Here is a 19,414-nt window from a genome sequence, read left to right as displayed (position 1 = left end):
TTTCCATGAGCCGCAACAACTACCTCTTCACCTCCGAATCCGTTTCGGAGGGCCATCCCGACAAGGTCTGCGACCGGATCTCCGACGCGATCCTCGACGCCTTCCTCGCCGAGGAGGCGAACGCCCGCGTCGCCTGCGAGACCTTCGCCACCACCGGCATGGTGGTGATCGGCGGCGAGGTGGGATTGTCGGATCGCGACAAGCTCAAGAACTACATGGGCCGCATCGCCGAGATCGCACGCGACTGCATCAAGGATATCGGCTACGAGCAGGAGAAGTTCCACTGGAACACCTGCCACGTGCTGAACTTCCTGCACGAACAATCGGCCCATATCGCCCAGGGCGTCGACAAGGACGGCGCGGGCGACCAGGGCATCATGTTCGGCTTCGCCACCGACGAGACGCCCGACCTGATGCCGGCACCGATCCAGTATTCCCACGCGATCCTGCGCCGACTGGCCGAGGCGCGCAAATCCGGCGCCGAACCCACGCTGCGCCCCGACGCGAAGTCGCAGCTGACCGTGCGCTACGAGGGCGGCAAGCCGGTAGCGGTCGACTCGGTGGTGCTGTCCACACAGCACGAGCACGAGAGCCAGACCTCCGACGACATCCGGCAGATCGTCGAGCCCTATATTCGCGAGGTCCTGCCCGAGGGCTGGCTGCATGACGGGACCGAGTGGCATGTGAACCCCACCGGCACCTTTGTCATCGGGGGCCCGGACGGCGACGCGGGGCTGACGGGCCGCAAGATCATCGTCGATACCTATGGCGGCGCGGCGCCCCATGGCGGCGGCGCGTTCTCGGGCAAGGACCCCACCAAGGTGGACCGCTCGGCCGCCTATGCCGCGCGATATCTCGCCAAGAACGTGGTGGCCGCAGGGCTGGCGAAGAAATGCTGCCTGCAGCTGTCCTACGCGATCGGGGTGGCAAAGCCCCTGTCGATCTATATCGACACCTACGGCACCGGCGAGGTGCCCGACGAGGTGATCGAGCAGGCCGTGGGCAAGGCCATGGACCTGACGCCGCGCGGCATCCGCGAGCACCTGGCGCTGAACCGGCCGATCTATGCGCGGACCGCGGCCTATGGCCATTTCGGACGGGCGCCGGAGGCCGATGGCGGGTTTTCCTGGGAACGCACCGATCTGGCGGCCGAGCTGAAAGCCTCCGTCTGAGGGATTGCGCCGGGCTGACGCCCGTCGCCCCGGGGGGGGCGCGCCTTGCGGCGCGCCCCCCTTGCGCATCTGCGGCACTGTCGTGCGGAGAGGCACGGCCAGACCGCAGGCGACAGTCCAGCATGGCAGCGGCCGCGCACCGCCAGAATTCACGACTTCGCCGGCCGCGGCGCGGACCATGACCCGCACCATGCGCGGGCCGCGGCGCATCGCTGCAGGCGCGGCCCCATGCCGGTGCGCCTTCCAACACCGGCGTCTTGCCCTCCCGAACCCGGGGGCGGGATATCATCCGCAGCGATACCGCGCGGCGCTTGCACCCGGCCCGGCGGCTCGGTAGAGCCCCGCAATGACCTGTGACAAGTCCACGCCCCGGGCGCCCTGGCGCAATTTCTACGGCCGACGCCACGGCAAGGCGCTGCGCCGCAGGCAGAAGGAATACCTCGACGAGGACCTCGCGGCGCTCGCGCCGGGGCCGGTGGACTGGGACGCCAACCCCGAGCGCCAGCCGCTGGACCTGGCCGCGCGTTTCGGCCGGCGCGAGGTCTGGCTGGAGATCGGCTTCGGCGGGGGTGAGCACATGGTCCACCAGGCCGCGCTGCACCCGGAGGTCGGGATCATCGGCTGCGAGCCCTTCATCAACGGCGTCGCGATGCTGCTGGGCAAGATCCGCGAGGCCGGGGTGGAGAACGTCGCCGTGCATCCGGGCGACGTGCGCGACCTGTTCGACGTTCTGCCCGACGCGAGCATCGCGCGCGCCTTCCTGCTTTATCCCGACCCCTGGCCCAAGAAGAAGCACCACCGCCGCCGCTTCGTCACGCCGGAATTCCTCGGCCCGCTCGCCCGCGTGATGGCGCCCGGCGCCGTGCTGCGGGTGGCGACCGACATTCCCGACTATGTGCGCCAGACCCTGATCGAGGTGCCGCGGGCGGGGTTCGACTGGCTGGCCGAGACGCCGCGCGACTGGCGGGAGCCGTGGGACGACTGGCTGTCCACGCGCTATGAACGCAAGGCCCTGCGCGAGGGCCGCGTGCCGCATTACCTGACCTTCCGCCGCCGCTGAAGCGCACGCTGCGGTAAGGCGGGATTCGGCGATCTGCGCGAGTAAGGGGCGACGCATGGGCCGGCCCGGCGCGTCGTCGGGCACCGGCCGACGCCGCCACAGAGGACAGGCCATGGCCGGGATCGAGATCACCAACTGCCACATCCACACCTTCACCACCGCGCATGCGCCGCGCTACTACCCGGTCGGCGTCGTCGCGCTGTTCCGGGCGATGCCGGTGCTGCTGACGGCGCTGCGCCGGGCCGCGCGGCTTCAACCTTGGCAAGGTCTTTACGACAGCGTGGTCCGGCTGGAGAACTTCCACCGGACCGGCCGCCGGCTGACCCAGCGTGACGTCTTCCTCGAAGTGCTGCGCTACTATCCGCGCAGCACCCGCTTCGTCGTGCTGCCGATGGACATGGCGCAGAGCGGCCACGGCCCGGTGGACGCCGACATCCATGCCCAGCACCGCGAACTCTTCGAGCTGACGCAGGACCCCGATTACGGCCACCGCGTGATCCCTTTCGCAACGATCTTCCCCGGCCGCGGCGGCGCGGTGGACGAGCTGCGGCGCTGCATCGACGACTACGGCTTCCGCGGCGTGAAACTCTATACCAAGCTCGGCTATGCACCGACGGACGACGTGCTGATGCGCGAGGTCTATCCGCTCTGCACCGAGCGGGGCCTGCCGGTGATGACGCACTGCTCCAGGGGTGGCGTGCGCCACAAGCGCTGGTCCCAGGCACGGGCCGACCGCGTGACCGACCCGCGCGCCTACATCCCCGTGATGGAAGCCTTTCCCGGGTTGAAGCTGTGCCTCGCGCATTTCGGCGGCGACCAGGACTGGAAAGCCTACCTGACCGACGGCTTCGACCCCGAGGACCCCGAGGCCCGCACCACGAACTGGCTCTCGCTGATCGTCGACATGATCCGAAGCGGAGACTACCCCAACCTCTACACCGACATCTCCTACACGATCTTCAAGTTCGCCGCCTACCTGCCACTCCTGCGGCTGTTCATGGAGGACCCGGTGTTGCGCACCCGGATTCTCTTCGGCTCGGACTTCTACATGACCCGCCAGGAGAAACTGTCCGAAAAGGCGGTGTCGATCGGGCTGCGCGACGCCTTGGGCGAGGCGCATTTCCGCCAGATCGCCGAGACGAATCCGCGGGGCTGGCTTGGCGAGGCGTGACAGACCGGCCGCCTGCCGGCCGGAGCCCGCCTTGCGCGCCCCGGACGGCTGCCGGCGCTAGCCGCCGGCCTCGTCGGCGTCGTAGGCTTCGATGATCTTCGCCACCAGCGGGTGGCGCACCACGTCCCGCGAAGTGAAGTAGTTGAACGAGATGTTCTCGATCCCCGACAGCAGCCGCTCCGCATCGCTCAGGCCGCTGGCCACGCCGCGCGGCAGGTCCACCTGGCTGCGGTCCCCCGTCACCACCATGCGCGAGCCTTCGCCCAGCCGGGTGAGGAACATCTTCATCTGCATCGTGGTCGCGTTCTGCGCCTCGTCCAGCACCACGAAGGCGTTCGCCAGCGTCCGCCCGCGCATGAAGGCCAGGGGCGCGATCTCGATGCGCTTTTCCTCGATCAGCTTGGTGACCTGCTTGCCGGGCAGGAAATCGTTCAGCGCATCGTAGAGCGGCTGCATGTAGGGATCGACCTTGTCCTTCATGTCGCCGGGCAGGAAGCCGAGGCGCTCCCCCGCCTCGACCGCGGGACGGCTGAGGACGATCCGGTCGACATGGCCGCCGATGAACATGTTCACCGCGACGGCGACCGCGAGATAGGTCTTGCCGGTGCCCGCCGGGCCGATGCCGAAGGCGAGCTCGTTTTCGTAAAGCGCTCGGACGTAAGCCTTTTGTGCCTCGGTGCGCGGCTCGATCAGCTTCTTGCGGGTGTGGATCTCGACCCGCCCGCCCTGGAACATCTCCAGCTGGTCGCCGGGATGCGAGCCGGTCCCGTCGCCGGAATCGCCCAGCCGGATCGCCCCGTCCACGTCGCCGGCATCCAGCTCCTTGCCCGCTTCGAGCCGGGCGTAAAGCTGCTGGAGCACGGTCGCCGCATGCCCCCGCGGCCCGCCCTCGCCGACGACGGCCAACTGGTTGCCACGCCTCAGAATATGCACGCCGAGCTTGTGCTCGATCTGGGCGAGGTTGCGGTCGAATTCGCCGCAGAGGTCGATCAGAAGGCGGTTGTCGGGGAACTCGAGAAGCGTCTCGTGCACGCCGTCCGAGTCCGTCGGGGGGGTCAGAGCGCTGATGCCCAAAAACGACTCCGTCAGTAAAAGCCTCGCACAGATATGGTGCCAACCACCCTGTTACAACGCAAGCAATAGCTGCGATGTTTCACGCAGGTGATACAAAAACCGCCGTCCGGCCCGCGCCCTGCCCGGCATCCAGGCCGTCGGCGGGGCCCGGCGCGGGCGCCGTGGGCGGGTCGTTTGCCCGTCTTGTGTGCAATCGGAATTGCATCGGAATTCCATCGGACTTTCATCGGACTTTCGTCGGGCAGACGGGCGCCGCCGATCCCCGGCGCGCGCCCCCTCCCCGTCCGCATCGCAGGTCCGGGCACCGGCGCCGCGGCCCGGTCGATCGGGGTGACGCCGCGGGCGCGGGGCCCCCGCCCTGCCCCTCAGCCCGCCAGCCGGCCGGCGAGCGAGTTGGGCGCGGCCGCCGTGATCTCGACGCGCGCGATGCGGCCGAGCCACTCCTCGGGCGCCTCGACATGGACCGCCTGCAGGTGGTCGGACTTGCCCACGAGCTGGCCCGGCATCCGGCCCGGCTTTTCGAACAGCACGCCGACGCTGCGGCCGACCATCGCCTGCTGGGCGGCCTCCTGCTGGGCGTTGAGCAGCGCCTGCAGGCGGGCGAGGCGGTCGGATTTCACGTCCTCGGCAAGCTGGTCGCGCTCGGCCGCGGGGGTGCCGGGGCGGGGCGAATACTTGAAGGAATAGCACTGCCCGTAACCGACCGCGCGGACCAGCGCCATCGTGGCCTCGAAATCCTCCGCGGTCTCGCCCGGAAAGCCGACGATGAAATCGCCGGACAACAGGATGTCGGGGCGCGCGGCGCGGATGCGTTCGATCAGGCGCAGATACTGATCCGCCGTGTGCTTGCGGTTCATCGCCTTGAGGATGCGGTCGCTGCCCGACTGCACCGGCAGGTGCAGGTAGGGCATCAGCTCCGGGCAATCGCCATGGGCGGCGATCAGGTCGTCCTCCATGTCGTTGGGGTGCGAGGTGGTGTAGCGCAGCCGGTCCAGCCCGTCGATCTTCGCCAGTTCCCGGATCAGCCGGGCAAGGCCCCAGGTGCCGTCCGGCCCGTCCCCGTGATAGGCGTTGACGTTCTGGCCCAGGAGCGTGATCTCGCGCACGCCGCGGTCCACCAGATCGCGCGCCTCGTCGAGGATGCGGGACGCGGGGCGCGAGACCTCGGCGCCGCGGGTATAGGGCACGACGCAGAAGGCGCAGAACTTGTCGCAGCCCTCCTGCACCGTCAGGAACGCGGTCGGGCCGCGGGGCGCTTTCCGCCGCCCGCCCAGCCGGTCGAACTTGTCCTCTTCGGGGAAATCGGTATCCAGCGCCTTTTCGCCCGACCGCGCCTTCGCCTCCATCTCGGGCAGGCGGTGGTAGCTTTGCGGGCCGACCACCAGGTCGACCAGCGGCTGGCGGCGCAGGATTTCCGCGCCCTCGGCCTGGGCGACGCAGCCCGCCACGCCGATCTTCAGATCGGGGTTCGCGGATTTCAGCCCCTTGAGCCGGCCGAGTTCGGAATAGACCTTTTCGGCGGCCTTCTCGCGGATGTGGCAGGTGTTGAGCAGGATCATGTCGGCGGCTTCGGGCGTGTCGGTCGTGACGTAGCCCGACGCGCCCAGCGCCTCGGCCATGCGTTCGCTGTCATAGACGTTCATCTGACAGCCATAGGTTTTGACGTAGAGCTTTTTCGGCGTGGTCATGGCGCGTTTCCCGGATCCTGACCCGCTCTCCTACACGAAAGGCGGGCCCGCCCGCAACGCTTGCATCCGCGCGGCGATTGTCGGACGGTTCGGACGGTTCGGACGGTTCGGACGGGGCGCAGAAGGAACAAGGGCATGGCGGCCGAGCGCTACGAGGGCCTCGCCGATTTCGTGAAACGCGGGCGCGGGGCGCTGGCGGCCGGTCCCGTGGCGCTGATCTTCGCCGAGGACGAGGTGGAGGTCGAGAGCACGATCCGCCACCATGCCGGGCTGGGCTTCCGGGCGATCGTGCTGTTCGCGCCCGAGGCGCTGGCGCTGGCCGGGGAAGCCGCCGAACTGGTGCACCGGGTGGACTGGGACACCCGCGCCGAGGGCGCGGTGACGGCGGCGGTGAACGCGGTGATCGGGGCGGCGCCGGGGGTCTGGCTCTATACCTGCTACAACGCCGAATACCTGTTCTACCCGTTCTGCGAGACGCGCAGCGTGGGCGAGATGCTGGCCTTCCACGCCGAGGAACGCCGCGAGGCGATGCTGGCCTATGTCGTCGACCTCTACGCCGCCGATCTCGGCCGGTTCCCCGACGCGGTCTCGCGCGAGACGGCGATGATCGACCGGACCGGCTATTACGCGCTCGCCCGGCCCGACCCGGCGACCGGGCATCCCCGGGAGCGGCAGCTGGATTTCCACGGCGGGCTTCGGTGGCGGTTCGAGGAGCATGTGCCCAGGGACCGCCGCCGGATCGACCGGATCGCGCTGTTCCGCGCGAAACGGGGGCTGAGGATGCTGGAGGGGCATGTCTTCGACGACGAGGAGATGAACACCTATGCCTGCCCCTGGCATCACAACCTGACGGCGGCGATCTGTTCGTTCCGGGCGGCCAAGGCGCTCAAGACCAATGCCGGCTCGACCTTCGACATCGCCGATTTCAAGTGGCGCGGCTCGGTGCCGTTCGAATGGTCCTCGCGGCAGCTTCTCGATCTCGGCCTGATGGAGCCCGGCCAATGGTTCTGAACGTCAAACCCGCCGAATGGGCGGTGCTCGGCTTCACGCTGGCCTATATCGCGGGCTTCGCGGCGTGGTTCTTCGCCCAGGGCAACGTCGAGTTCATCTGGTACGTGCTGACCATGCTGGCGGTGATCGGGCTGATCGGGCTCGGCCTCCGGCGGGCGGAGTTGCCGCCGGCGCTGCTGTGGGCGCTGAGCCTGTGGGGGCTGGCGCACATGGCCGGCGGCGGCGTGCCGGTGGGCGAAAGCGTGCTCTACAACTGGGTGATCTGGCCGCTGGTCGGCACCGGCGAGATGACCGTCCTGAAATACGACCAGGTCGTGCATGCCTACGGGTTCGGGGTGACGGCCTGGCTGCTCTGGCACCTGATGACCCGCCACTACCCGGCGACGCGGGGCAGCTGGACGGCGCTGGCCTACCCGGCCTTCGGGGCGATGGGGCTGGGGGCGCTGAACGAGATCGTGGAATTCATCGCCGTGCTGGCCTTTCCCGACACGAATGTCGGGGGGTATTACAACACGGCGCTGGACCTGGTGTTCAACGCGGCGGGGGCGGTCATCGCGGTCGTGGCGATCGCGGCGTTCCGCCCCCGGTGACGGGCCGTCAGACCCGGCGAAGCCGGATGACCACGTCGACCTTGGAAATCTCGGACCCCGCGGGCGGTTCGGGCAGGCGGGCGATCTCCATTTCTCCGGAGGGGGCGTCGGTCAGGCGGCCTTCGTCCTCCCAGAAGAAATGCGGGTGGTCGTCGACGCGGGTGTCGAAATAGCTTTTCGTGCCGTCGACCACGACTTCCTGCATCAGGCCCGCCTCGCAGAAGGCCCGGAGCGTGTTGTAGACGGTCGCGAGCGACACTTTCTCGCCGGTCCCGCAGGACGCGGCGTAAAGGCTCTCGGCCGTGACGTGCCGGTTCTGCCCGTCGCCGATCAACAGGGCGGCGAGGCTGACACGTTGGCGCGTGGGACGCAGACCGGCCCTGGACAACCAGTGGCTGCTGCGTTGGATCGCGTCGGGGTGCGTGGGATGCTCGTTCAGATGTACCATAACGCCCCTTATATGCGCCCCGCGCGTTGAGAATTCAAATGATTCCGAACTGCCAGCGGCCGTTTGGCGCGGCATGCTGGCGCTATTGCCACTCTCCGAGGGCCGGTGCTACAGGGGGCGTGACGCGAAAACCGCCGTATCCAGGGGGCAGAGCCCGCATGACCGACTATCCCACCAGCTTCGACAAGGAAGCGCTTCTGCAATGCGCGCGGGGCGAGCTGTTCGGCCCCGGCAACGCGCAGCTGCCCGAGCCGCCGATGCTGATGGTGGACCGCATCACCGACATCTCGGGCGATGGCGGGCCGCATGGCAAGGGCCATGTCGTGGCCGAGTTCGACATCCACCCGGACCTGTGGTTCTTCCAGTGCCACTTTCCCGGCAACCCGATCATGCCGGGCTGTCTCGGCCTCGACGGGCTGTGGCAACTGAGCGGCTTCAACCTGGGCTGGCGCGGCTGGCCGGGGCGCGGCTATGCCCTGGGCGTGGGCGAGGTGAAGCTGACGGGCATGGTGCGGCCGGATCGCAAGATGCTGACCTATTACGTGGATTTCACCAAGGCCGTGCAGACGCGCCGCCTGACCATGGGGGTGGCCGATGGCCGGGTCGAGGCCGACGGCGAAACCATCTACCAGGTGCGCGACATGAAGGTCGCCCTGTCGGAAAGCTGAGTCAGAGGGAAAGGAGAACGCCATGCGCCGGGTCGTCATCACGGGGCTGGGCATCGTCTCGCCCATCGGAAACACCGTCGCCGAAGTCGAAGCGTCCCTGCGCGCCGGCCGGTCCGGCATCCGTTTCGAGGAGAACTATGCCGAGAACGGGTTCCGCAGCCAGGTCGCGGGCATTCCGCAGATCGACCTGGAGGCGCTGATCGACAAGCGCCAGTTGCGCTTCATGGGATCGGGGGCGGCCTACAACTACATCGCGATGGACCAGGCCATCGCCGACTCGGGGCTGGAAGAGGCGGACGTCTCGAACCCCCGCACCGGGCTGATCATGGGTTCGGGCGGGCCGTCGACCTCGAACTTCTTCACCGCGCACCAGATCGTCAAGGAAAAGGGCAGCCCGAAACGGATGGGCCCGTTCATGGTGACGCGCTGCATGTCCTCGACGAACTCGGCCTGCCTGGCGACGCCGTTCAGGATCAAGGGGGTGAACTACTCGATCACCTCGGCCTGCTCGACCTCGGCGCATTGCATCGGCAACGCCGCCGAACTGATCCAGATGGGCAAGCAGGACATCATCTTCGCCGGCGGCGGCGAAGAGGTGGACTGGACGCTGTCGTGCCTGTTCGACGCGATGAACGCGATGTCGTCGAAATACAACGACACGCCCGAGACCGCCTCGCGCCCGTTCGACGCCACGCGCGACGGCTTCGTGATCGCCGGCGGCGGCGGCACGGTCGTGCTGGAGGAGCTGGAGCACGCCAAGGCGCGCGGGGCCAAGATTTACGCGGAGGTCACGGGCTATGGCGCGACCTCGGACGGCTACGACATGGTCGCGCCCTCGGGCGAGGGCGGCGAACGCTCGATGCGGCTGGCGGTGGACACCCTGCCCGAGGGCCGCAGGATCGACTACATCAACGCCCATGGCACCTCGACGGTGGCAGGCGACGTGGTGGAGGTGAAGGCGGTGCGCGATGTCTTCGGCGAGGACGCGATGCCGCCCATCGCCTCGACCAAGTCGCTGACCGGCCACAGCCTGGGCGCGACCGGCGTGCACGAGGCGATCTATTCGCTGATCATGATGGAAAAGGGCTTCATCGCGGCCTCGGCCAACATCACCGAGCTCGACCCCGAGATTCGCGAGGGCGAGATCGTGACCGAGCTGCGCGAGGGCCTGGAAATCGACAGCGTGCTGTCCAACAGCTTCGGGTTCGGCGGTACCAACGCCACCCTGGTGATGAGCAAGTATCAGGGGTAGGGCCGATGCCGGAACTGATGAAGGGAAAGCGCGGCCTCGTCATGGGTGTCGCCAATGACCGATCGATCGCCTGGGGCATTGCCAAGGCGCTGGCCGAGGAAGGGGCGGAACTGGCGTTTTCCTACCAGGGCGAGAATTTCGGCAAGCGGGTGGCGCCCCTGGCCGAAAGCGTCGGGTCGTCCTTGCTGGTCGATGTGGATGTGACCGACGACGCCTCGCTGGAGCGGGCCTTCGACCGGCTTGAGAACGAATGGGGCACGCTCGACTTCGTGGTGCACGCCATCGCCTATTCCGACAAGAACGAGCTGACGGGCCGGTTCATCAACACCACGCGCGAGAACTTCAAGAATTCGCTGGCGATCTCCTGCTACTCGCTGATCGACGTGGCGCGGCGCGCCCAGCCGCTGATGCCGAACGGCGGCACGATCCTGACGATGACCTACCAGGGCTCGAACCGGGTGACGCCGTTCTACAACGTGATGGGCGTGGCCAAGGCGGCGCTGGAATCGACGGTGCGCTATCTGGCCTCCGACCTCGGCCCCGAGGGGATCCGGGTCAACGCCATCTCGCCCGGCCCGATGAAGACGCTGGCGGGCGCGGCCATCGGCGGCGGGCGCAAGACCTTCCGCCATACCGAGATGAACGCGCCCCTGCGGCAGAACGCGACGCTGGACTGCATCGGGGGGACGGCGGTCTACCTGGCGTCCGACCATGGCGCCTGCACCACGGGCGAGATCATCACCGTGGACGGCGGCTATCACGTGCTGGGCATGCCGCGCGTCGAGAACATCTAGGGACCGGCCCCGGACCGGGGCCGGACCTCGTGCCCTCTAGCCCGGCTTCTTCTGCAACAACGGCATCAGGTCGGCCATCTCGGGGCCGCGGGCGCGGCCGGTGACGGCTTTCCTGAGCGGCATGAACAGCGCCTTGCCCTTGCGCCCGGTCTTGTCCTTGACCGCGCCGGTCCACGCGCCCCAGGTATCGGCGTCGTAGGGCGGTTCGCCCAGCATCGCCAGCGCCTCGTCCACGAACGCGCGGTCCTCGTCGTCCACCACCGGCGTCGCCCCGTCGCGGCAAAGCGCCCACCACTCTGCGATCTCGCCGCGGGTGCCGATATTCTCGCGCACCACCGACCAGAAGCGGCCGGCGATCTCGTCCGGCACGCCCAGCGCGGCGATCTCGGCGCGCACGGCCTCCAGCGGCAGGCCGTGCAGGTGGCGCGCGGTCAGCGGGAACAGGTCGTTCTCGTCGAATTTGGTGGGCGCGGCGCCGAACTGCGCAAGGTCGAAGCCCTCGGCCAGCTCGTCGATGCTTTCGGCCAGCTCCACCGGCTGCGACGACCCGAGCCGCGCCATCAGCGACAGGAGCGCCAGCGGCTCCACCCCGCGTGCGCGCAGGTCGCGCAGGGACAGCGTGCCGAGGCGTTTCGACAGCGCCTCGCCCTGCGGGCCGGTCAGCAGCGAATGGTGGGCGAAACGCGGCACATGGCCCCCCAGCGCCTCGATGATCTGGATCTGGGTCGCGGTGTTGGTGACGTGGTCCGAGCCGCGCACCACGTCCGTCACGCCCATCTCGGTATCGTCCACCACCGAGGCCAGCGTGTAGAGCACCTGCCCGTCGCCCCGGATCAGCACCGGGTCCGACACGCTGGCCGCGTCGATGGACACCGCGCCCAGGATGCCGTCCTCCCACGCGATGCGGTCGTGGTTCAGCAGGAACCGCCAGTGGCCCGACCGCTCGGCCCGGAGCGCGTCCTTCTCGGCGTCGGACAGGGACAGCGCGGCGCGGTCATAGACCGGGGGACGCCCCATGTTGAGCTGCTTCTTGCGCTTGAGGTCCAGCTCGGTCGGGGTCTCGAAGCACTCGTAGAACCGGCCCGCCGCGCGCAGCCGGTCGGCGGCCTCGGCATAGCGGTCGAGCCGCTCGGACTGCCGCTCGACCCGGTCCCAGGTCAGGCCCAGCCATTCGAGATCGTACTTGATCGCGTCGACATATTCCTCCTTCGAGCGCTCGGGGTCGGTGTCGTCGAGGCGCAGGATGAAGGTTCCGCCGCGCTTGCGCGCGATCAGGAAGTTGAACAGCGCCGTGCGCAGGTTGCCGACATGCAGGTAGCCGGTCGGCGAGGGGGCGAAGCGGGTGACGGTGGTCATGGGTCTCTCCTGTTGCGCCGACGCTCTTTCACAGACGGGCGGTTTTGTCCATATGAGGGCGGAGACCCGGAGCCCGCCCCGATGACCGACCCGTTTCGCCACCGCACGCCGCCCAGCCTCGACGAGATCGCCGCGCTTGCGCACGAGGCGCGCGAGGCGCTGCCCGACCCGTTCCGGGGGCCCGCGCGCGCGGTGGCCATCCGGGTAGAGGATTTCGCGCCCGACGACGTGCTGGCCGAGATGGGGATCGACGACGCGTTCGAGTTGACCGGCCTCTACGACGGCATCCCGCTGACCGAGAAATCGGTGATGGACCAGCCCGACCGCCCCGACACGATCTGGCTGTTCCGCCGGCCGATCCTGGACGAATGGGTGGAGCGCGAGGAGGTGACGCTGCAGGTGCTGGTCGCCCATGTGCTGGTGCACGAGTTCGCGCATCACTTCGGCTGGTCCGACAACGACATCGCCCGCATCGATCCCTGGTGGGAATGAGCGCAGGGCGCCTGTGCGCCGGTGCGGGGGCGGCGGCGCGGCTTTCGCGGGGGCCGAATGTGGAAAGGCCGCGCGGCGCCGCTATCCTTGCAGCGGGAGACAGAGAGGGAGACCGTTCCATGACCAAGCTGACCCGCCGCCAGGCCATGCTGGCCGGCGCCGCCCTGCCGCTGGCCGCGGCCGCGCCGGTGCGGGCCGGCGCGCCGATGATGGGCGCGACGATGCCGCAGTTCCACCGCTTCGCCCTGGGCGGGTTCGAGGTGACGACGCTTCTGGCCGGCACCCGGACCGTCGAGGACCCGCAGAACATCTTCGGGCTGAACGTCGCGCCCGAGCGGTTCGCCGCGGTCTCGGAGGCGAACCTGATCCCCGCGGACAAGGCGCAGTTCTTCTTCACGCCGACGGTGGTGAACACGGGCGCGGAGCTGATCCTGTTCGACACCGGGCTGAACCCCGAAGGGATCACGGCGGCGCTGGAGGCGGCGGGCTACAGCGCCGACCAGGTCGACAAGGTGGTCATCACCCACATGCATGGCGACCATGTCGGGGGGCTGTCGGGCGCGGCCGGCCAGACCTTCGCGAACGCCGCCCACTACACCGGCGCGGCCGAGTTCGACGCCTGGGACATGTCGGGCGACGAAACCTTCGAGGCCAAGGTGCGCCCGCTGGCCGAGCGGATGACCTTCCTCGACGACGGCGGCGCGGTCGCCGGCGGCGTGACCGCGATGGCGGCCTTCGGCCACACGCCGGGGCACATGGCCTACATGCTGGAAAGCGAGGGCAAGCAGCTGGTGATCGCGGCGGATTTCGCCAACCACTACGTCTGGTCGCTGGCGCATCCCGAGTGGGAGGTGCTGTACGACCGCGACAAGGCGGCGGCGGCGGCGACCCGCAAGCGGATGCTCGACATGCTGGCCGCCGACAGGACGCCCTTCATCGGCTACCACATGCCGTTCCCGGGCTACGGCTTCGTCGAGCCGCGCGACGCGGGCTACCGCTACGTGCCGGCGAGCTACCAGATGATGCTGGGCTGACGCCCCGCCCTGCCCCGCCCGGCCGCGCGGGGGGGGGGGGCGGCCGGCCCGCCACGTCGCGGGATCAGGGGACCGTCACTGACACGCGGCAGCCGCGTCGACAGGCCTGCCCCCCGGACCGGGGTCCGGGAGGGGGCGATGAAAACCTGTCTTGCACTGTCCTGCGATGCGGCGATCTGTTTCGGCGGAGCGGCGCAGGCGCAACGGATGAGCCTCGGGGCGTTCGAATACCGCAACGGCTGTGCGGCCTGCCACGGCGCGGAGGGCGACGGCAACGGCCGATGGCGGGCATGCTGGAGATCGGGCCGCCGACCTCACGGCGCTGACGGAGAGAAACGGCGGCGTGTTCCCGGTCGAAAGCGTCTACGCGACCATCGACGGAACGGCGGATGTCCCGGCGCATGGCATGCGCGACATGCCGGTCTGGGGCGCGCGCTACCAGGCGCGGATCGGGGCCGACGACCGGACCATCGCCCGTACACCGGAGCAACAGGACGTCTATGCGCGCACCCGCATCCTGGCGCGGATCGAATACCTGTCCTCGATCCAGGGGAACTAGAGGGGCCGCGTCCGGCGATGTCGGGTTTCGCCCCGGCTGCGCCGGGGCGACCCGCCGGGGGGCGCCGCCCCCCGAGACCCCCCGGGATATTTCCGGCCAGAAGAAGACCGGTCACGATCTCTGACTTCTTCTGGCCGGAAATATCCCGGGGGACGTCCGAAGGACGGGGGGCAGAGCCCCCTGCCCCTGCGCCGCCATCGGATCGGGGCTTGGCGCGGGCGGCGTCGGGTGGCACTCTCCCGCGGCGACTGCCAAAGGACCGGCCCGCCCCATGCAGGACATTCTGACCGTTACCCTGAACCCGACCGTGGATCTCTCGAGCTCGGTCCCGCATGTGGTGGCGAACGAGAAGCTGCGCTGTGCCCCCGCGGTCACCGATCCGGGCGGGGGCGGGATCAACGTGTCGCGCGCGATCCGACTGCTCGGCGGCGAAAGCCGGGCGCTGGTCGCGCTCGACGGGCATAACGGCGACAAGCTCAAGGCGCTGCTGGAACGCGAGGGTATCCGTCTCATCCCGCTCAAGGCGCCGGGCGAGACGCGGCTGAGCCTTGCGGTGACCGACCGCGCCACCGGCGAGCAGTTCCGCTTCGTGCTGCCGGGGCCGGTCTGGAACGCGGCGGGGCTGAAGGCGATCCTCGCCGCGATCACGACGGCGGTGCCCGAGGACGGCTATGTGGTGATCTCGGGCAGCGTGCCGCGCGGGCTGCCCGACGACATGCCCGCCCGCCTCGGCGCCAAGCTGCGCGCGCGCGGCGCCCGGCTGGTGGTGGACACATCGGGCCCCGCGCTGGAGCGCCTCGTGCGGGGGCTGGAGGCGGCGCCCTTCGCGCTGCGGATGGACCGCTCCGAAGCCGAGGCCCTGGCCGGGCGCCCCCTGACGAGCCGCGAGGACAGCGCCGATTTCGCGGCCGACCTGGTGGCCGACGGCATCGCCTCTGTCGTGGTGATCGCCCGCGGCGCGGACGGGTCGGTGCTGGCCGCCGAGGGCCTGCGCCTGCACGCCGCGGCGGCCGAGGTGCCGGTGCGCTCCAAGGTGGGGGCGGGCGACAGTTTCGTCGGCGCCTTCACGATGACGCTGGCCAGCGGCGGCGACCTGGCCTCTGCGCTGCAATGGGGCGCGGCGGCGGCGAGCGCGGCGGTGATGACCGACGCGACCGCGCTGTGCACCCGCGAGGAGACCGAGGCGCTGCTGGAGCGCTGCCCGGTCAGCGCGCTCGGCTGAGCGCGGGGCGCGCGTCGTCCGCGCGCCCGCCCGGCGATGCCTTAACTGCGGTCAATTCGCCGCACGGCGATGGTGTTGTATGCTTCCGTCCGCGAAGGGAGCGAACCATGGAAGATGTGGACTTCGCCGACCCGGTCGAGGTGTGGCTGGCGGCCATGGGCGACCCGTCGCCGCTGGTCGCGCTGCTGATCGCGGGCGGGGCGTTGCCGCGGCGCACCCGGCATGCGCTGGCGGCCTGGCTGTCGGGCGCCTTCGGGCAGGCCCGCGCGCCGGGCGCGCGCACCGGCGACCACGTCCTGGCGCCGGAAGAGATTCGCCGCGACACGGCGGCGGCCAACTACCTGCGGATCGCGGCGCGCGCGGAGGAGCGCGGCTACGAGATCGACGGCGACAGCCTCGCCCGACAGGTCGCGCGCAAATGGCGCGTGCCGCTGGCGACGCTGCGGGGGGATATCGCCCGCGCCCGGACCGAGGGGATGCCCGACATCCTGGACACCGAGGCGCGCGCCTTCCGCGCGTGGCAGGGCGGGCGGCGCGCGGTCGTGCCGTTCGCGCCGCGCTAGCGCCGCCGCCCCTCAGCCCGGGTCGCGCCAGCGGTTGACGATGGGATAGCGGCGGTCGAGCCAGAACGCGCGCGGCGTCAGGCGGGGGCCGGGGGCGGACTGGAAGCGCTTGTATTCGCTGATATAGATCAGGTGCTCGACCTTTTTCACGGTGTCGCGGTCGAAGCCTTCGGCCACCAGATCGGCGACCGACCGTTCCTTGTCGATCAGCCCTTCGAGGATGCGGTCGAGCAGGTCGTAGGGCGGCAGGCTGTCCTCGTCCTTCTGGTCTTCGCGCAGTTCCGCCGAGGGCGGCTTGTCGATGACGCGGGGCGGGATCACCGCGCCGGCCGGCCCTTTCATCCAGTCGCGATGGTTGGCGTTGCGCCAGCGGCAGGTTTCGAAGACGCGGGTCTTGTAGAGGTCCTTGATCGGGTTGTAGCCGCCGGCCATGTCGCCGTAGATCGTGGCGTAGCCCACCGCCACCTCGGACTTGTTGCCGGTGGTCAGGAGCATCTCGCCGAACTTGTTCGACAGCGCCATCAGGATCAGCCCGCGCAGGCGCGACTGGATGTTCTCCTCGGCGATGCCGGGATCGGTGCCGGCAAAGAACGGGGCCAGCGCCTCGGCCACCGCGGCGCGGGGGTCGGCGATCGGCACCTCGTCGAGGTGGCAGCCCAGCGCGCGGGCGACGGCGGCGGCATCCTCCAGCGAGGTCTCGGAGGTGTATTCCGAGGGCAGCATCACGCAGCGGACGTTGTCGGGGCCCAGCGCGTCGGCGGCGATGGCGGCGACCAGCGCGGAATCGACGCCGCCCGAGAGGCCCAGCAGCACCTTCGCGAAACCGGTTTTCCACACGTAGTCGCGCAGCGCCTCGACCATGGCGCGATAGTCCTGTTCCCACGCATCGGGGTTGATCGCGCGCTTGCCGGTCTCGGCGCGCCAGCCCTCGGGCGTGCGGGTGAAATCGACATGGGCCAGCGTCTGGTCGAAGGCGGGCAGCAGGTGGGTCAGCGCGCCGCCGGGGTTGAGCACGAAGCTCGCCCCGTCGAACACCTGGTCGTCCTGCGCGCCCACGAGGTTGAGATAGATCAGCGGCAGCCCGGTCTCGGTCACGCGCTTGACCATCAGGTTCAGCCGGATGTCGAACTTGTCGCGGAAATAGGGCGAGCCGTTGGGCACCAGCAGGATCTCGGCGCCGGTTTCGGCCAGCGCCTCGGCCACGTCGTCGAACCACGAATCCTCGCAGACCGGCGTGCCGATCCGCACCGGGCCGACCGAATAGGGGCCGTTGATCGGGCCGCTGTCGTAGACGCGCTTTTCGTCGAACACCCCGTCATTGGGCAGGTGGTGCTTGAAGATGCGCGCGGTGACCGCGCCGCCCTGGCAGAAAAAATAGGCGTTGTAGAGGTGTCCGTGGGCCGCGTAGGGCGCGCCGATCCCCAGCGCGGGGCCGTCGGCGCAGTCGCGCGCCAGACGTTCCACATGGGCCATGGCATCGGCGGTGAAGGCGGGCTTCATCACGATGTCCTGCACCTGGTAGCCGGTCAGGAACATCTCGGGCAGCGCCACCATGTCGGCGCCGGCGCGGCGCGCCTCGTCCCAGGCGGCGCGGGCCTTGGCCGCATTGTCGGCGAGCGCCCCCATCGTGGGGTTGAGCTGCGCGAGCGTCAGGCGGAACCTCTCGGCCATGGGCCTCCCCGTCTTGTCCTGCCCGCGTCTTAGCAGACTGACGCGGAAGTGAAAGCCGCCGGGGACCCGAAAACCGTTGTAAGCCCTGCGCCCCTCAATTACGGTTTCCCCGCTTTCACGAGGTCCGGGCAGGATTGGGCGAAGGGGGCTCAGGTGCAGAAGGCTGGCAAGGCAATCGCGTGCTTGGCGCTGGCGGGCGTCCTGACGGGGGCGGGCGTGGTCGCCGCCCAGCAGACCGAAGACGTCGTCACCCGTCAATACGACGACGGCGGTATCTACGAAGGCACCTTCAAGGACGGCAAGCAGCACGGGCGCGGCACCTACCGGCTGCCGAACGGCTACGAATATACCGGCGACTGGGTCGAGGGCCGGATCGAGGGCGAGGGCGTCGCCCGGCTGGTCAACGGCTCGGTCTACGAGGGCGAATTCCTGGACGGCAAGCCGCACGGGATCGGCAAGATCACCTTCGCCGACGGCGGCACCTACGAGGGCGAATGGGAGGACGGCAAGATCACCGGCACCGGGGTCGCCGTCTATGCCAACGGGGTGCGCTACGAGGGCGAGTTCCGCAATGCCGTGCACCACGGCGTCGGCACCATGAAAAGCCCCAACGGCTATGTCTACGAGGGCACCTGGGTGAACGGCGCCAAGGAGGGCAAGGGCAAGATCACCTATCCCGGCGGGCGCGTCTACGAAGGCGAGATGAAGGCCAACCAGCGCGAGGGCAAGGGCACGCTGACCACGCCCGAGGGGCTGACCTATTCCGGCGCCTGGAAGAACGGCGAGATGAACGGGCTCGGCACGCTCACCCAGCCCAACGGCGACACCTACGCAGGGCTCTTCGTCGATGGCGAGCGGCACGGGACCGGCAAGGTCACCTATGCCAATGGCGACGTCTACGAAGGCGCGTATCAAAGCGACAAGCGCCACGGAACGGGCACCTTCATCGGCGCCGACGGCTACCGCTACGAAGGCGACTGGGTCGCGGGCCGGATCGAGGGCGAGGGCCGGCTGACCTATCCCGACGGGTCGGTCTATACGGGCCAGTTCCTGGACGACCTGCCCCATGGGCAGGGCAAGGTCACCTATGCGGACGGGTCCACCTACGAGGGCGACTGGAAGGCCGGCGTGATCGAGGGCGAGGGCCGCGCCACCTTTCCCAACGGGCTCGTCTACGAGGGACAGTTCAAGGACGCCGCCTATCACGGGCAGGGCACGATGACCCACGAGGGCGGCTATACCTATACCGGCGCGTGGCAGAACGGGTTGCGCCACGGCGAGGGCACGGCGACCTACGCCGACCGCTCGGTCTATACCGGCCGGTTCGTGAAGGGCCAGCGCGACGGCCAGGGCACGATCACCATGCCCGACGGGTTCAGCTATACCGGCGGCTGGAAGGCGGGCAAGTTCGACGGCCCCGGCGAGGCCACCTATGCCAATGGCGATGTCTACGAGGGCATGTTCGCCGACGGCAAGTACGAGGGCGAGGGCGTGATGCGCTATTCCGACGGCGAGGTGCGGGCCGGGAACTGGCAGAACGGCGTGCTGACCACCGGGGCCGAGGCGGCCGCGACGGAATAGGCGGGCGC

General features: G+C 69.3%; 19 protein-coding genes. 14 read left to right on the top strand and 5 right to left on the bottom strand.

Annotated elements, in window-relative coordinates; translation table 11 throughout:
• Positions 1 to 5 precede the first annotated feature (5 nt).
• The 3 genes from metK (at position 6) to BUR28_RS17215 (ending at position 3,403) form a co-directional block, all read left to right on the top strand.
• On the top strand, positions 6 to 1,172 hold the full coding sequence (metK, locus tag BUR28_RS17225) for a methionine adenosyltransferase (protein ID WP_074221232.1): 1,167 nt from the start codon (positions 6 to 8) through the stop codon (positions 1,170 to 1,172).
• A 346-nt stretch (positions 1,173 to 1,518) separates the two neighbouring features.
• Positions 1,519 to 2,232, top strand: coding sequence for a tRNA (guanine(46)-N(7))-methyltransferase TrmB (locus tag BUR28_RS17220; protein WP_074221231.1), 714 nt, complete (start codon positions 1,519 to 1,521; stop codon positions 2,230 to 2,232).
• Positions 2,233 to 2,344: 112 nt separating this feature from the next.
• Positions 2,345 to 3,403 (top strand): amidohydrolase family protein, encoded by a 1,059-nt coding sequence (locus BUR28_RS17215; protein WP_074221230.1) that lies wholly within the window; start codon positions 2,345 to 2,347, stop codon positions 3,401 to 3,403.
• Positions 3,404 to 3,460: 57 nt separating this feature from the next.
• Here the strand turns inward: BUR28_RS17215 and BUR28_RS17210 are convergent, their stop codons facing one another.
• Complete coding sequence (locus BUR28_RS17210) at positions 3,461 to 4,477, bottom strand: PhoH family protein (protein WP_074221229.1); 1,017 nt, start codon at positions 4,475 to 4,477, stop codon at positions 3,461 to 3,463.
• A 365-nt stretch (positions 4,478 to 4,842) separates the two neighbouring features.
• Complete coding sequence (gene miaB / locus BUR28_RS17205; protein WP_074221228.1) at positions 4,843 to 6,165, bottom strand: tRNA (N6-isopentenyl adenosine(37)-C2)-methylthiotransferase MiaB; 1,323 nt, start codon at positions 6,163 to 6,165, stop codon at positions 4,843 to 4,845.
• A gap of 135 nt (positions 6,166 to 6,300) precedes the next feature.
• Here miaB and BUR28_RS17200 point away from each other — a divergent pair, with 135 nt between their 5' ends.
• Both BUR28_RS17200 and BUR28_RS17195 read left to right on the top strand, forming a co-directional pair.
• Positions 6,301 to 7,176, top strand: a complete 876-nt coding sequence (locus BUR28_RS17200; protein WP_074221227.1) for a hypothetical protein — start codon at positions 6,301 to 6,303, stop codon at positions 7,174 to 7,176.
• A complete protein-coding gene (locus tag BUR28_RS17195; RefSeq protein WP_083626707.1) occupies positions 7,167 to 7,766 on the top strand; it encodes a DUF2238 domain-containing protein in 600 nt (199 codons plus the stop codon). Before BUR28_RS17200 ends, BUR28_RS17195 begins: the two co-directional genes overlap by 10 nt.
• A 7-nt stretch (positions 7,767 to 7,773) precedes the next feature.
• On the opposite strand, the gene irr is transcribed toward BUR28_RS17195, so the two are convergent.
• The gene (gene irr, locus BUR28_RS17190; RefSeq protein WP_074221226.1) at positions 7,774 to 8,214 is read right to left on the bottom strand and encodes a Fur family transcriptional regulator Irr; all 441 of its coding nucleotides are present in this window, start codon (positions 8,212 to 8,214) and stop codon (positions 7,774 to 7,776) included.
• Between the two features lie 158 nt (positions 8,215 to 8,372).
• Between irr and fabA the strand changes: the two genes are divergently transcribed.
• From fabA to BUR28_RS17175, 3 genes are read left to right on the top strand one after another with little or no spacing between them, the layout of a single operon-like run.
• Positions 8,373 to 8,882, top strand: a complete 510-nt coding sequence (fabA, locus tag BUR28_RS17185) for a bifunctional 3-hydroxydecanoyl-ACP dehydratase/trans-2-decenoyl-ACP isomerase (RefSeq protein ID WP_074221225.1) — start codon at positions 8,373 to 8,375, stop codon at positions 8,880 to 8,882.
• A gap of 22 nt (positions 8,883 to 8,904) precedes the next feature.
• A complete protein-coding gene (fabB, locus tag BUR28_RS17180) occupies positions 8,905 to 10,134 on the top strand; it encodes a beta-ketoacyl-ACP synthase I (RefSeq protein ID WP_074221224.1) in 1,230 nt (409 codons plus the stop codon).
• 5 nt (positions 10,135 to 10,139) lie between these two features.
• Positions 10,140 to 10,928, top strand: coding sequence for an enoyl-ACP reductase FabI (locus BUR28_RS17175; protein WP_074221223.1), 789 nt, complete (start codon positions 10,140 to 10,142; stop codon positions 10,926 to 10,928).
• 36 nt (positions 10,929 to 10,964) lie between these two features.
• Here the strand turns inward: BUR28_RS17175 and gltX are convergent, their stop codons facing one another.
• Positions 10,965 to 12,284 (bottom strand): glutamate--tRNA ligase, encoded by a 1,320-nt coding sequence (gltX, locus tag BUR28_RS17170; RefSeq protein ID WP_074221222.1) that lies wholly within the window; start codon positions 12,282 to 12,284, stop codon positions 10,965 to 10,967.
• Positions 12,285 to 12,365: 81 nt separating this feature from the next.
• Here gltX and BUR28_RS17165 point away from each other — a divergent pair, with 81 nt between their 5' ends.
• The 5 genes from BUR28_RS17165 to BUR28_RS17145 all read left to right on the top strand — a co-directional run bounded on the left by BUR28_RS17165 (position 12,366) and on the right by BUR28_RS17145 (position 16,154).
• Positions 12,366 to 12,776, top strand: coding sequence for a metallopeptidase family protein (locus BUR28_RS17165; protein WP_074221221.1), 411 nt, complete (start codon positions 12,366 to 12,368; stop codon positions 12,774 to 12,776).
• A 119-nt stretch (positions 12,777 to 12,895) separates the two neighbouring features.
• Positions 12,896 to 13,810, top strand: a complete 915-nt coding sequence (locus tag BUR28_RS17160; RefSeq protein ID WP_074221220.1) for an MBL fold metallo-hydrolase — start codon at positions 12,896 to 12,898, stop codon at positions 13,808 to 13,810.
• Between the two features lie 343 nt (positions 13,811 to 14,153).
• Positions 14,154 to 14,369, top strand: a complete 216-nt coding sequence (locus BUR28_RS19680) for a hypothetical protein (RefSeq protein WP_074221219.1) — start codon at positions 14,154 to 14,156, stop codon at positions 14,367 to 14,369.
• A 271-nt stretch (positions 14,370 to 14,640) separates the two neighbouring features.
• Positions 14,641 to 15,591, top strand: a complete 951-nt coding sequence (locus tag BUR28_RS17150) for a 1-phosphofructokinase family hexose kinase (RefSeq protein ID WP_074221218.1) — start codon at positions 14,641 to 14,643, stop codon at positions 15,589 to 15,591.
• Positions 15,592 to 15,698: 107 nt separating this feature from the next.
• Positions 15,699 to 16,154 carry a hypothetical protein gene (locus BUR28_RS17145; protein ID WP_074221217.1) on the top strand — a complete coding sequence of 152 codons (456 nt, stop codon included), beginning with the start codon at positions 15,699 to 15,701 and terminating at the stop codon, positions 16,152 to 16,154.
• 12 nt (positions 16,155 to 16,166) lie between these two features.
• On the opposite strand, the gene BUR28_RS17140 is transcribed toward BUR28_RS17145, so the two are convergent.
• Positions 16,167 to 17,825 (bottom strand): NAD+ synthase, encoded by a 1,659-nt coding sequence (locus tag BUR28_RS17140; protein WP_074221216.1) that lies wholly within the window; start codon positions 17,823 to 17,825, stop codon positions 16,167 to 16,169.
• A 153-nt stretch (positions 17,826 to 17,978) separates the two neighbouring features.
• On the opposite strand from BUR28_RS17140, the gene BUR28_RS17135 reads away from it, so the two are divergent.
• Entirely contained in the window at positions 17,979 to 19,406 is a 1,428-nt protein-coding gene (locus BUR28_RS17135) for an MORN repeat-containing protein (RefSeq protein ID WP_083626704.1), read from the top strand.
• The last annotated feature ends 8 nt before the right edge of the window (positions 19,407 to 19,414 follow it).

This window comes from Rhodovulum sp. ES.010 (assembly GCF_900142935.1).
Taxonomy (GTDB): domain Bacteria; phylum Pseudomonadota; class Alphaproteobacteria; order Rhodobacterales; family Rhodobacteraceae; genus Rhodovulum.
This window is presented reverse-complemented; position numbering and strand designations above follow the sequence as displayed.

Coding starts and splice junctions, on each gene's coding strand:
- irr (WP_074221226.1), bottom strand. CDS start 8,214: ATGGTACATCTGAACGAGCATCCCACGCACCCCGACGCGATCCAACGC.
- BUR28_RS17220 (WP_074221231.1), top strand. CDS start 1,519: ATGACCTGTGACAAGTCCACGCCCCGGGCGCCCTGGCGCAATTTCTAC.
- metK (WP_074221232.1), top strand. CDS start 6: ATGAGCCGCAACAACTACCTCTTCACCTCCGAATCCGTTTCGGAGGGC.
- BUR28_RS17165 (WP_074221221.1), top strand. CDS start 12,366: ATGACCGACCCGTTTCGCCACCGCACGCCGCCCAGCCTCGACGAGATC.
- BUR28_RS17140 (WP_074221216.1), bottom strand. CDS start 17,825: ATGGCCGAGAGGTTCCGCCTGACGCTCGCGCAGCTCAACCCCACGATG.
- BUR28_RS17175 (WP_074221223.1), top strand. CDS start 10,140: ATGCCGGAACTGATGAAGGGAAAGCGCGGCCTCGTCATGGGTGTCGCC.
- gltX (WP_074221222.1), bottom strand. CDS start 12,284: ATGACCACCGTCACCCGCTTCGCCCCCTCGCCGACCGGCTACCTGCAT.
- fabB (WP_074221224.1), top strand. CDS start 8,905: ATGCGCCGGGTCGTCATCACGGGGCTGGGCATCGTCTCGCCCATCGGA.
- BUR28_RS17145 (WP_074221217.1), top strand. CDS start 15,699: ATGGAAGATGTGGACTTCGCCGACCCGGTCGAGGTGTGGCTGGCGGCC.
- BUR28_RS17200 (WP_074221227.1), top strand. CDS start 6,301: ATGGCGGCCGAGCGCTACGAGGGCCTCGCCGATTTCGTGAAACGCGGG.
- BUR28_RS17160 (WP_074221220.1), top strand. CDS start 12,896: ATGACCAAGCTGACCCGCCGCCAGGCCATGCTGGCCGGCGCCGCCCTG.
- BUR28_RS17150 (WP_074221218.1), top strand. CDS start 14,641: ATGCAGGACATTCTGACCGTTACCCTGAACCCGACCGTGGATCTCTCG.
- miaB (WP_074221228.1), bottom strand. CDS start 6,165: ATGACCACGCCGAAAAAGCTCTACGTCAAAACCTATGGCTGTCAGATG.
- BUR28_RS17195 (WP_083626707.1), top strand. CDS start 7,167: ATGGTTCTGAACGTCAAACCCGCCGAATGGGCGGTGCTCGGCTTCACG.
- fabA (WP_074221225.1), top strand. CDS start 8,373: ATGACCGACTATCCCACCAGCTTCGACAAGGAAGCGCTTCTGCAATGC.
- BUR28_RS17215 (WP_074221230.1), top strand. CDS start 2,345: ATGGCCGGGATCGAGATCACCAACTGCCACATCCACACCTTCACCACC.